The 11904-nt window shown below is 56.2% G+C and carries 12 protein-coding genes and 2 pseudogenes; 7 read left to right on the top strand and 7 right to left on the bottom strand.

Features of this window, described 5'->3' with window-relative positions; genetic code table 11:
- Positions 1–45: 45 nt before the first annotated feature.
- Both AB4N42_RS14455 and AB4N42_RS14450 read left to right on the top strand, forming a co-directional pair.
- Positions 46–495, top strand: a complete 450-nt coding sequence (locus tag AB4N42_RS14455) for an SRPBCC family protein (protein ID WP_354336472.1) — start codon at positions 46–48, stop codon at positions 493–495.
- A gap of 54 nt (positions 496–549) precedes the next feature.
- The gene (locus tag AB4N42_RS14450; protein WP_258690862.1) at positions 550–1140 is read left to right on the top strand and encodes a flavin reductase family protein; all 591 of its coding nucleotides are present in this window, start codon (positions 550–552) and stop codon (positions 1138–1140) included.
- Between the two features lie 115 nt (positions 1141–1255).
- Here AB4N42_RS14450 and AB4N42_RS14445 read toward each other — a convergent pair.
- From AB4N42_RS14445 to AB4N42_RS14430, 4 genes and pseudogenes are all read right to left on the bottom strand, one after another.
- Positions 1256–1423: pseudogene (locus AB4N42_RS14445) on the bottom strand (FAD-dependent oxidoreductase); the annotation flags it as partial.
- 106 nt (positions 1424–1529) lie between these two features.
- Positions 1530–2273, bottom strand: coding sequence for an SDR family oxidoreductase (locus AB4N42_RS14440; protein WP_460116352.1), 744 nt, complete (start codon positions 2271–2273; stop codon positions 1530–1532).
- 62 nt (positions 2274–2335) lie between these two features.
- Positions 2336–3439: an alkene reductase gene (locus tag AB4N42_RS14435; RefSeq protein WP_354336468.1), complete on the bottom strand. Its 1104-nt coding sequence runs from the start codon at positions 3437–3439 to the stop codon at positions 2336–2338.
- A 53-nt stretch (positions 3440–3492) separates the two neighbouring features.
- Positions 3493–4074 (bottom strand): TetR/AcrR family transcriptional regulator, encoded by a 582-nt coding sequence (locus AB4N42_RS14430; RefSeq protein ID WP_354336467.1) that lies wholly within the window; start codon positions 4072–4074, stop codon positions 3493–3495.
- 72 nt (positions 4075–4146) lie between these two features.
- Here AB4N42_RS14430 and AB4N42_RS14425 point away from each other — a divergent pair, with 72 nt between their 5' ends.
- Positions 4147–4587 (top strand): LysR family transcriptional regulator, encoded by a 441-nt coding sequence (locus tag AB4N42_RS14425; protein ID WP_460116351.1) that lies wholly within the window; start codon positions 4147–4149, stop codon positions 4585–4587.
- Positions 4588–4707: 120 nt separating this feature from the next.
- Entirely contained in the window at positions 4708–5340 is a 633-nt protein-coding gene (locus AB4N42_RS14420) for a TetR/AcrR family transcriptional regulator (RefSeq protein ID WP_258690857.1), read from the top strand.
- A 32-nt stretch (positions 5341–5372) separates the two neighbouring features.
- Here AB4N42_RS14420 and AB4N42_RS14415 read toward each other — a convergent pair whose 3' ends face one another.
- The gene (locus AB4N42_RS14415) at positions 5373–6575 is read right to left on the bottom strand and encodes a pyridoxal phosphate-dependent aminotransferase (RefSeq protein WP_460116350.1); all 1203 of its coding nucleotides are present in this window, start codon (positions 6573–6575) and stop codon (positions 5373–5375) included.
- Between the two features lie 292 nt (positions 6576–6867).
- On the opposite strand from AB4N42_RS14415, the pseudogene AB4N42_RS14410 reads away from it, so the two are divergent.
- Positions 6868–7541: pseudogene (locus tag AB4N42_RS14410) on the top strand (NAD(P)-binding oxidoreductase).
- On the top strand, positions 7538–8203 hold the full coding sequence (locus AB4N42_RS14405) for an NAD(P)H-binding protein (RefSeq protein ID WP_354336463.1): 666 nt from the start codon (positions 7538–7540) through the stop codon (positions 8201–8203). The pseudogene AB4N42_RS14410 and the gene AB4N42_RS14405 overlap by 4 nt, the downstream one beginning before the upstream one ends.
- Here the strand turns inward: AB4N42_RS14405 and AB4N42_RS14400 are convergent.
- Positions 8200–8781, bottom strand: coding sequence for a TetR/AcrR family transcriptional regulator (locus tag AB4N42_RS14400; protein ID WP_460116391.1), 582 nt, complete (start codon positions 8779–8781; stop codon positions 8200–8202). The genes AB4N42_RS14405 and AB4N42_RS14400 overlap by 4 nt on opposite strands.
- A 111-nt stretch (positions 8782–8892) precedes the next feature.
- On the opposite strand from AB4N42_RS14400, the gene AB4N42_RS14395 reads away from it, so the two are divergent.
- Complete coding sequence (locus tag AB4N42_RS14395; protein WP_258690852.1) at positions 8893–9768, top strand: LysR family transcriptional regulator; 876 nt, start codon at positions 8893–8895, stop codon at positions 9766–9768.
- A gap of 335 nt (positions 9769–10103) precedes the next feature.
- On the opposite strand, the gene ggt is transcribed toward AB4N42_RS14395, so the two are convergent.
- On the bottom strand, positions 10104–11828 hold the full coding sequence (ggt, locus tag AB4N42_RS14390; protein WP_460116349.1) for a gamma-glutamyltransferase: 1725 nt from the start codon (positions 11826–11828) through the stop codon (positions 10104–10106).
- Between the last annotated feature and the right edge of the window lie 76 nt (positions 11829–11904).

Here is an 11904-nt window from a genome sequence, read left to right as displayed (position 1 = left end):
TCAGCGCGGTCTGAAAGGTAATGATGTTTCTTAAGGTGGTGAATCATGGCAAAAGTTGAATACAGCGCCGTTGTAGACGGCGGCGCCGAGCGCGTTTGGGATGTACTCAAGCGCTTCGGGAAAATCAGCCAATGGCACCCGGCAATTTCGCAGAGCGTCATTGAAGACAATCAGCCTGACGGACTGGTCGGCTGCATCCGTCGTCTGACCTTGGAGGACGGCGCTATCCTGCGTGAACAGTTGTTGTCGGTGGACGCAGTCAATCTGCAGTTCTCCTACCGTTTCGTTGAGGCGCCGCTGCCCATAGACAACTACGTGTTGAGCGTCCGCCTGATCCCACTGACCGGCGAGCAAAAAACCGTGATTCTGTGGTCTGCGACCTTCGACACGCGCGAGCCTGACCCTCAGGGACAATGGACCTCGACCGTGGAATCGCTCATTGTTGGCGGGCATGAAAGCCTCCAGCTTTACCTGAACCAAACCGCCACGGCATAAATGTGCCCTACCCCGCCCCAGCAATGGGTGCGGGGCTTATTTTTTGGAGATGCGATGCACGACCACATTGCCGAAGTGCCACTTGAAAAAGCCTATCGGCTGATCAACCACGGCCCGACCGTCTTGGTGTCTGCACAACATGATGGGACCCGAAATGTAATGGCTGCCGCATGGGCTTGTGCGCTGGATTTCTCACCTCCCAAAGTCACCGTAGTGCTGGACAAGATCGCCAAGACCCGTGAACTGGTAGAGCGTAATGGCATGTTCGTGATCCAGGTTCCCACAGTGGCACAACTGCAATTGACCCGTGACGTCGGCAGCGTGAGCCTTCGGGAAGATCCCGACAAGCTGGCTCATAGCGGCACTGAGCTGTTCAGTATCAGCGGCTATGACGTGCCGTTCGTGGCAGGCTGCTCGGCCTGGCTGGCGTGCAAGCTGTTGCCCGAACCGCACAACCAGACGACCTACGACCTGTTTATCGGTGAGGTCGTCGGTGCCTGGGCCGACACGCGTGTATTCAGGGACGGACATTGGCACTTCGAGAGTGCTCATCCGGACTTCCGGAGCCTGCACTACATCGCAGGCGGCCACTTTTATGCGATTGGCGAAGCGCTGGACGTCGCTACAAAGAAAGACACGCAATGAACCCGTCTGAAACACGCAGGCTCGACTGATCGGGTGTTGAACTCAGTAACTTCGGCTTGGGCACGGTTCAGAGGGGTTACAACGCCCACATCAATAACGAGCAGACAGCGGCCATCAGCGAGCCTGCGGCCACCCCATGCCACAGCAGTTTCCAGATGTGGCTCAGGTTGGCGTCGATGAGGGTGATATGGGCGGTGCCGCGTTTGCCAAGGGTCTTGCCTAAACGCGCCGTAAGTTCCAGGCCGCCCGCGCCATCGCCGACAATCGAAATACGGTGTGCCATTGAAGGGTCTCATTGCTTTTACAGGGAAGACAGGACGAATCCTGTAGTGCCCAGGCGCACAGCAGTGCGCCAGCGCCTGGGCTTGATGGGTTCAGCGACTATCTGCTTACCAATCCTGACGGGTCGGCGAAATGATCAGGTCGTTGACGGTGACGTTTTCAGGCTGATTCAACGCGTACACCACGGCACGGCCGATATCATCCGGCGAGATCGCGATTTTGTTCAGTTCCTGGGCAGCTTTACGCCCGGCAGGATCGGTCACTTTATCGGCCCAACCGGTGTTGATCACACCTGGGCTGACCGTGTTGACACGGATGCCGTGTTGCACTCCCAGCTCCTTGCGCATCGACTCGGTCATGGCTTGGACGAAGAACTTGGTTGCGCTATAGATACCCGCAGCAGGTCCCACCTGGTGACCTGCAACCGAATCCATATTCAGGATCTGGCCCGACTTCTGTTTCAGCATGAATGGCAGCACGGCGGCGATGCCATGCATGTAGCCTTTGATGTTCACGTTGATCATCTTTTCCCAGTCATCGGTGGCCAGGTCAACCCAGTTGGAAAACAGCATCAGGCCCGCGTTGTTGATCAGGATATCTACCGAACCAAACGAGTCCTGGGCAAATTGCGCCAGCGCCTTCATATCGTCGGGGTTGGTAACGTCGCTGACGCGACCTACTGCTTCACCGCCATTGGCTTTCAACTCGCTGACGATGGCATCCAGACCTTGCTGGTCCAATGCTGCAGCGATAATTCGAACGCCTTTCTCGGACAGGGCACGGGCGGATGCAGCACCCAGGCCAGACGATGCGCCAGTGATGACCGCGGTTTTATTCTGCAGATAGTTCATGGGCGTTCCTCTCGAGAGTGACTGCCCGTCTGTGCGGGCAGTTGTTGGGGTTATCGCGGATATCAGTAGTTGCCGACAGGCCAGTCGGTGTAGCCCTTCGCGCCACCACCGTAATATGACTCGCGCGGTGCGATGGTCAGCTCAGCCCCACGACGCAGACGCTCGACCAGGTCCGGGTTGGAGATGAACAAGCGACCAAAGGCAACGGCGTCGATCTTGCCTTGGGCACGGCGCTCAATGGCCATGTCCAGGTCATAGTTGTTGTTGCCAATGAAGGGGCCTTTGAACTGCGCGCTCAATGCGTCCATGTCGACGCCTTCCGGAACTTCACGCGAGGTGGCAGTAGCGCCTTCGACGAAGTGCAGGTAAGCCAGGTCGAATGCGTTCAGCTGCTGGATCAGGTAGCCATACATCGCCATGACATTGCTGTCGGGCGGCGTATTGCCCGCGTCGGGCGTCACCGGCGACAAGCGGATGCCAACGCGGTCATTGCCCCAGATGTTGACGACCGCATCGGTGACTTCCAGGGTCAGGCGCGCACGGTTTTCGATCGAGCCGCCATATTGGTCGGTGCGGTGGTTAGTCGAGTCTCGCAGGAACTGGTCGAGCAGATAACTGTTGGCCGAGTGCACCTCTACACCGTCGAAACCAGCGCGTTTGGCGTTCTCGGCAGCACGTTTGTACTGCTCGATAATCCCTGGGATCTCATCGGTCTCGAGCGCCCGAGGCATCGACACTGGGACGAAACCGTTGACGGTGTAGGTGTCACCCTCGGCCTTGATGGCAGAAGGCGCGACCGGCGCGGCGCCGCCTGGTTGCAGCTCTACGCTGGAAAACCGCCCCACATGCCACAGCTGGCTGACGATCTTGCCGCCAGCGGCATGCACGGCATCCGTGACTTTCTTCCAACCGGCAACCTGTTCTTCGCTCCAGATGCCTGGTGTGGCGGCGTATCCGCGCCCCTGAGGGGAAATATTCGTGGCTTCGGCAACGATCAACCCGGCAGTGGCGCGCTGGGCGTAATACTCAGCGTGAAGCTCGTTGGGAACGCCATCTTCGGCAAAGCGGCTACGGGTAACGGGGGCCATCAAAATACGGTTGGCGAGTTGCATCGCGCCCAGGTTAATAGGAGTGAATAAGTCAGTACGAGCAGAGTTGTCTGTCATGATAGATCTCGATTAAATAGACCGGTCGTCTAGTTAGTTGGTAAAAAATATAGCTACGATAAAAGTCGCTTTGCCATGGTCAGGGAGTTTTCAAAGGCGTCGTCGCGCTTGCCGATTTTCATCATCAAAGAAGCGCCGAGCCAAACCTGATAGAGCGCTTGCGCAAGCGTCGCACTGGGAACGGTGGACGTGATCGATCCATCGACAAGCCCCTGCTCGATACAACGCTCAAGCTTTGCGTGGATGGCTTGCGTACCTCGATCGAGCACCAGGCGCATGCCCTCCGAGAGATCACACACCTCGGCGCCCAATTTGACGACGAGGCACTTGTCGGTCGGCAGATCGGAGCACTGGGTTTGCGCCCAATACTGGAAGTAACTCAGCAACCGTTGCGCCGCGGGGGCAGATCCCATCAAGAGGGTGTCGACCGTTTCCAGGTAGTCGGAAAAATACTGTTCAAGCAATGCCTGACCAAATTCGTCCTTGGATTTGAAGTAATGGTAGAACGACCCTTTCGGTACGGCCGCAGCAGCCACTACCTCAGCCAAACCGACGCTGGTATAGCCTTTGTGAGTCATCAACATCCTGGCGACATCCAGGATATGTTGGCGTGTTTCCGAATGATGCTTTTTCATAATGCAGTCACCCTAATAAAAACTAGACCGGTCGTCTAGTAAATTTTAGAATGACTTCGTTTTCTACGACCCATGGCAAAAGGTGACGAATGCCCTGCTCAAGGCAAGCAATCAAGCCATCTTATCCCTGCAAAAGAGGCAGGGTATCAATGCGTATCTGCGAGGAGGAAAAACCGGTTGTCAGCCCCCACTCCCACTTCACCGTTCGATACCGAGCCCCTCGCACAATTCAACCTGAATTGCCTGGTAATCTTCGCCGTGCTCTATGAGGAAAAAAGTGTCACTCGGACATCTGAGCGATTGAGTATCGGGCAACCAGCCGTCAGCAACAGCCTGTCCAAGCTCAGACTGAGTTTCCAGGACCCCCTGTTTTTTCGCAGGAACTCAAAGATGGTACCCACCGATGTCGCCGACGATATCGCGAAGCATCTGATACCGCTGTTGAGTGGCATTCGACACGTGCTGGATCGATACAACGTAACGACAACAGTAAACGCCTCACCAGTGAGCTGAGAACCCCAGGTTAGCCAGCATTCATGTCGCGCAACCGAAAATTTCATTTTGTGTATCATTGGAGCAGAACTCTCTTCCAGACGTGCTCGTCTGGCGATACGCCCTAAGGTGATGCGCTCAATGACCGACCCCGCCCCACTCTCTGCTCCACGCGCAAAAGGACGTCCGCGCGCGTTCGACCGCGACCAGGCCCTGCTGCATGCCCTGGCGGTGTTTTGGAAGCGTGGCTACGAGCCAGCCTCCGTGGCGGAGTTGTGTTCAGCGATGGCCATCAGCCCTCCCAGCCTTTACGCGGCTTTCGGCAATAAAGCCAAATTGTTCCTGGAAGCGGTTGCCTATTACGAGGCGACGTTTTGGGATGCTACATGGGAGCGCATGAACAGTGAGCCGGACATCGTGCGCGCCATCAGTGACTTCTTCCATACCTCAGCGTCGATCCTGACGGAGCCTGAGGCCCCGTGTGGATGCATGGTGGTACTCGCTGCAGTCAACGTCTCGGACGATGCAGGAGAAGTCACCGCTACCCTCAAGGCCTTGCGCCAAGAAGGTCGTGACTATTTGCAGCAGCGACTTGACCGCGCGGTCGAGGACGGCCAACTCCGCCACGACACGAATACCCGCCTGCTCGCCTCGGCCTTGAACACATTGCTCGAAGGCATGTCACTGCAAGCACATGACGCCGCCAGCCGCGAAGATCTGCAAGGCATTGGCGCAACAGCCGTATCGATGCTGACCCCTTCCCTCTCAGCTTGACTGGGACGTACTCCGCAAAACCAACCGCTGTGTTACGCGAGCTGTTCACATGCCTCTTTGATGCGTGTGCACGCCAGCTCCAGTAGCGCCGTTGAGGTAGCAAAGGAAATGCGGAAATACCCTTCCAATCCAAATGCGCTCCCCGGCACTACGGCCACTTGGGCGGCCTCAAGCAGGTACTGGCAGACATCCACGTCATTTGTCAGCACCATACCCGCTGGCGTTTTGCGCCCGAACAGTCCCGAGCATGAAGGGAAGAGATAGAAAGCGCCCTCCGGACGGCGACACACCAGACCGGGTGTGGTGTTAAAAGCGTCCAGGCAAAGGTCCCTACGCTGACGTAACACCTCATTCCGCTCAGACAGAAAATCGATAGGCCCATCCAGCGCTGCCACGGCGGCGGCTTGGGATATCGCGCAGGGGTTGCTGGTGGTCTGGGATTGAATGGTGGCCATGGCCGCAATCAACGGCTTGGGCCCGCCCGCATAACCAATGCGCCAGCCTGTCATCGAATAGGCTTTGGAAACGCCATTCACGGTCAACACACGATCGTGCAGGGCCGGAACCTGCGAAGCCATGGTGGAAAACACCCAACCGTCGTAACTCAAGTGCTCGTACATGTCATCCGTCAGCACGTAGACCTGCGGGTGATCCAACAGCACGGCCCCCAACTGTTGGAGCTCCGTCGCGCTATAGCCAGCACCGGTCGGGTTGCTTGGCGAATTCAAAATCAGCCACTTGGTGCGCGGCGTAATCGCCTGCTTGAGTTGCTCGGCCGTGATCCTGAAATGCTGATCTGCCGCGCAAGCAACTTCCACGGGTGTGCCCCCGGCCAGGCGCACCATGTCCGGATAGGAGACCCAATAAGGCGCAGGAATAATGACTTCATCCCCAGGGTTCAGGGTTGCCTGCAGTGCGTTGATCAGCACTTGCTTGCCGCCGGTGCCCACGCTGATTTCGTCGGTCGCGTAAGTGATGCCATTTTCACGCTGAAATTTGCGAACGATCGCTGCCTTGAGTTCAGGAGTGCCGTCCACATCGGTATAGCGGGTCTGGCCTGCATCGATGGCCGCTTTGGCGGCCGCGTTGATATGGTCGGGGGTTGGAAAGTCCGGCTCGCCCGTCGACAAGCTGATGATATCAGCCCCATTGCGGCGCAGCTCTGCCGCTATGCGTGTGATCGCCAGCGTTGGCGAGGGTTTAACCGCTTTCAGCAGATTTCCGAGCAATTGCATGGGACCACCCTTCAGCTTTCGTTGATAGTGCGTGAATGCTAGCGGCCCTAAGAAAACAATTAAAACAATATATAGGCATGCAAAAAATCAATTTTATTTGTTTATTGTTATGCGCTTCTGTTCCCCTGACGCCTTTTTAACTGGAACAAAGTAGCCGAGAGCAACCGCTCCAGACCCTTGACAATTTCTGTAGCGATCAATATAGAATATGGCTCAGCATGCATTCGTCAACAACGTTTGCAGGTTCGCTTGAGCGGGCCATTTTTGAAATATCGCCTGCTCTGGAGGAACCATGCGCTCAGTTTTCATCGTCGGTGGCTCGGGCAAAGTCGCCCGTAGTCTCGCCCAACAACTGGCAGAATGCGGTCACCAGCCACGTTCGTTATACCGTCATGCGGAACAAGCCGAGGGGCTGAAAGCACTCGGCGCCACTCCTGTAGCCGGTAACTTGCTTGAACTCGATACAGAAGCGCTGGCCAAGCTCATGGCGGGCAGTGATACCGTCGTATTCGCGGCCGGTGCCGCAGCGGCAAGGGTGGCGCGCAAATGACCGATGCCATTGATGGTCGCGGGTTGGAGCTGTCTGTGGCAGCGGCTCAACGGGCGGGCATTCGGCGTTTTATTCTGGTCTCGGCGTTTCCAGAGGCATCGCGTGGCAAAGCGGTTTCCGAGACATTCGAAAATTACATGGCCGTGAAAAAACGCGCCGACGTGCACCTGGCCGCAACAGACCTTGACTGGGTCATCCTGCGCCCTGGCACGTTGCTGGACTCGACTGGCACCGGCAAGGTCCACGCCGGCCTTGCCATCCCCTATGGGGACGTGCCTCGCGAAGATGTCGCGGCAGCCTTGTTGCAGATCATTGAGAAGCCGAGGGTGAATCGCGTCATCATCGAACTGACCCAAGGCGTCACGCCGGTCGATGAGGCTATTCAAAATTTTGTCCGGGAGTGCCCTCAGGCATGAACGAGCCAAAAACAGTCAAGCTGCTACTAGTTGGTGCAAGCGGGCTGGTCGGCAGTCATGTATTGGATCTGGCACTGTCGGATTCGCGCATCGGCGTCGTCTATGCGCCCACGCGCAAAGATTTGGCGGCGCACCCGAAACTCGTCGCCACGCTTACCGATTTTGAACGCCTGGATGAACAGGCAGACCTCCGGCAAGTGGATGCAGTGATCTGCACGCTGGGCACTACGCTGAAAACAGCGGGCTCCAGAGCAGCCTTCGAGCGGGTCGACCATACCTACCCATTGGCAGTGGCCAGGCTCGCGCGTGATCACGGAACGTCGACCTATGTGCTCAATTCGGCGATCGGCGCAGATGCCGGGTCTTCGTTTTTCTACAACCAGGTCAAAGGCCGTCTGGAAGAGGATCTGGCGAGGGTGGGGTTTGAATCGCTGACGTATGTGCGGCCCGGTGTCATCGGGGGTAAGCGTGAAGAAGTGCGATATGCCGAGCGCGCACTCATCCTCCTGTTGAAGCTTGCGTCGCCGCTGCTACCTAAACGTTGGCGCCTCAACCCTCCCGCGCTCATTGCTCGAGAGCTGCTGGAAGCCGCGATCAATCAGGCCCCAGGCATTCACGTGGTGACGTCGAGCAGCATGACAAAGCCTGCCGATCGAGATTAGGACAGCAAGCGTCGACTCATCTCAAGCGCCGCGTCAAAAGGCTCGCGCGTTCTGTTGACCTTGACCAGCAACGAGGCGCCCAACCACATCTGGTAGAGCGCTTCAGCCAGTATTGCTGCGTCGACGGACGCCTCGATGGAACCATCCGCTTTGCCTTGCTCAACACAACGAATCATTCGCTCAATGATCAGGGCAGTTCCCTTCTCGAGCACCCCGCGCATGTTTTCGGACAGATCACATACTTCCGCACCCAATTTGACCACCAGGCATTTTTGATCGGTGTGATCAAACGCGTGTGTCTCGGCCCAATAATGTAAATAGCTCAGCAGACGTTCGGCGCCGGAACCCGCACTGGCCAATTGCACATCGACCCTCGTGAGGTACTCTTCAAAGTACTCTTCGAGCAGCGCTTGGCCAAACTCGTCCTTGGAGCGGAAGTAGTGATAGAAAGACCCTTTAGGTACACCCGCGGCCGCGAGCAACTCGGTAAGGCCAACGGCGGTGTAACCTTTCTGGGTCATAAGCGACCTGGCGACATCAATGATGTGCTGGCGCATATCGTGGGCGGGTTTCTTCATAATGCGGCGCATGCTATCAAAAAAAACGATCACGCGTCAGGCGCCCGGCGGAGCAATTAATCCACAAAAATATAAATATATTTCCCATCGAAATATAATTATTATTTGCGCATGATCAAAGAACTTAAAACACTTATCGCGGTGGCGAGGGAAGGCACCTTTGCTGCAGCCGGCAGCAAGATAGGCCTTACCCAAGCAGCCGTCAGTGCCCAGATGCAGCGCCTTGAAGCAGAGCTTGGGGTAGAGTTGTTCGACCGCGAAGGACGTTCGGCCCAACTCAACAAGATGGGGCATCAAGTTCTATTGCAGGGTCAGGAACTGGTGCGCCAGTTTAACAATTTGGGCACAAGCCCGGTGGGCCTTCCGGCCAGTATCTTGGTCACGATCGGAGCGATTGCGTCCGTTCAACGCTCTTATTTGCCGGAAGCGCTCGCTGAATTCCACCAACGCTCTCCGGAATGTCGGACGCGTGTGGTACCCGGCCTTTCAATGGAACTGGTGAATCAGGTCGATTCAGGTGAAATAGACATGGCCGCGATCATCCGTCCACCCTTCTCTCTTCATAGCGATCTGCGATGGACAACGTTGGCGCGCGAGCCATATCGATTGATCGTCCCCGCCGATACGCCGGGAGAAGACTGGGCAGAGTTGATATCAAGCCAGCCCTTTATCCGCTATGACCGCTCATCATTTGGCGGACGCCAGGTTGATAGGTTCTTGCGACAAACCCATATTTCATTGCATGAAGTCTGCGAACTTGATGAGCTGGATGCGATCATCAAGCTCGTTGCAAACGGTGTCGGTGTAGCCTTGGTTCCGGAAACGACCACCCGCAAGGAGTGGCCTGCCGAAGTACGCGCCATCGATCTCAAACAACGTACATTTCATCGCGATATTGGCCTGGTTCATCGTGCACGCCGCAGCCTTACCGAGCCGGTAAAATTGCTGGCTCAACTGATAACCGAGCAGGCCGCGAAGAAACATTAGCATCAGGCACAGGCAGGATATTCGTCTGGCCTAGCCTTCGTATCAAGCCAGACTGATCCATAACGTGTATAGGCAGCAGGAATCTCAATAACTTCTTTCAGATCATCCGCGGCCGTGCGCCCATCGCCATATAGCGTTACCAAACCCGGAGTTTCGTCAACCGCGGGTTAGCGGGAAACAGCTCTGGAATTCGTACCTGACAGCACTTGATGTTGCCGATCGGCAAGAGACCATGTCTTCGAACCAAAAGCGGTGCGGCTGGAGGAGAAAATCGCCAAGCTGAAGACGCAAATGAAGGAGCTTCAGGCGATTGAAATCCAGCTCAAAGAATCGCGTTACTTCGCCAGTAACGTCACGCCTCTCCCCCGCGGGTCTGAAACGGGCTCAGGGACTCGTCCCTCAACCTTGATCGCCTGGACATCACCGTTGAAACCCTGATCAGCCAAGTTATAGCCCTTGGCTTCAAGGTCGGTTGCCAACTGCCCGGAGATAGGGGCATAAGGCTCCCAGAAAATGGTGTTCGCTGGCAGCAACTGGTGATGGAAGCGCATCGTTGAAATCGCATCCTTCAATGGAAGCTGAAAGTCATAGGTATTGCTGACCACCTGAAAGATTGAGGTAAAGATCCGCGACCCTCCGGGTGTACCAATAACGAGCGCGACTTTCCCGTCCTTCAGGAAAATCGTTGGCGTCATCGATGACAAGGGACGCTTCCCGGGCACAATGGCGTTGGTGTCATGGCCCACTACACCCAGTTGATTCGGTACGCCCGCCAGCGCGGAGAAGTCATCCATTACATCGTTAAGCAAAATGCCGGTTTTGCTGGCGACCACCCCTGAACCAAAGAACCCATTGAGCGAGTAAGTATTGGAGACCGCGTTTCCCCACTTGTCCACGATGGAAAAATGCGTGGTCTGCGGTTTTTCCAACGAAGCGATGTCCAAACCAGCGACCACGTTGTTGGTATCCGAGGGTTCTGAAACATTCACCTGGGCTGCGCGGCCGGACAGGTATTTGTCATCCAGCAACTGCTCCACGGGAACCTTGTAGAAGTCGGGATCACCCAGGTACTGAGCGCGATCGGCAAACACACGTTTCTCTATTTCAGCGATCAAATGCATGTAGCTGACGGAGTTGAGCGGCACGCCACGGAAATCTTCATGGCGCAATTCCTTCATCTTTAAAAGTTGAACCAAAGCGATCCCACCGGAACTGGGCGGTGGCGCAGTGACGATACGAAAGCCATTCCAATATGCCTGCAACGGCTCTCGCCAAATGGGCTCGTAGCCCTTTAGATCCGCTTCGCTGATCAAACCGCCATGAGCGCTCATATCCGCAGCGATCAGTTTGGCCGTCTTACCGGTATAAAACCCTCCAGGGCCTTGGGCGGCGATTCGCTTGAGTACCCTCTCCAACTCAGGCTGCTTGAACCTGGCCCCGGCATGCAGCTTGCCGAAATAGTCGGTGAAATTGGTTTTACCGGAGAATCGCTTTTCATTTTCTGTCACCGCCAGATTGGCGAGCGCTTCATCGACGACAAAACCTGCGTGGGCATAGCGAATCGCCGGTTCGATCAGATCTGCCCACTTGAGCTTTCCAAAACGCCGGTGAGCCTCCCACATACCCGCCACCGTGCCGGGCACACCCACAGCGCGGTAACCGACAACACTTCCAGCAGGATTATCGGCAGCGATTACTTGGCCGTTGCTGTCGACAAACATGTCTCGGGTGGCTTTGAGCGGCGCACGCTCGCGGTAATCGAGGAAGTAAGGTTTACCCTCGTGATAAATCGTCATGAACCCGCCACCGCCCAGGTTGCCCGCCTCGGGATAGGTAACGGCCAGCGAAAAAGCAATCGCGACTGCCGCATCAACAGCATTACCGCCTTTGGCAAAAATGGCATTGGCCGTCTCCGCGGCAAAGCGGTCAGGTACGGCGACTGCGGATTGGGCCAACTGAGGCTGCGGGCTCGCTGAGGCTGCTGGATTGACACTCACGATTAGAAACGACACGCACCAGGCATACCGACGCGCCCAGTCGAGTAAAGATTTTTTGCACATAAACCACCTGTCTTTTTATTAAAATTTGGCAGCAGAATTCGACGATTCAAGTTGTGCGCAACCGGAGTTCCAACCG

It is taken from the genome of Pseudomonas sp. H2_D02, assembly GCF_054677635.1.
Note: the sequence above shows the minus strand (reverse complement) of the source record. Positions and strands in the feature narration are given on the sequence as shown.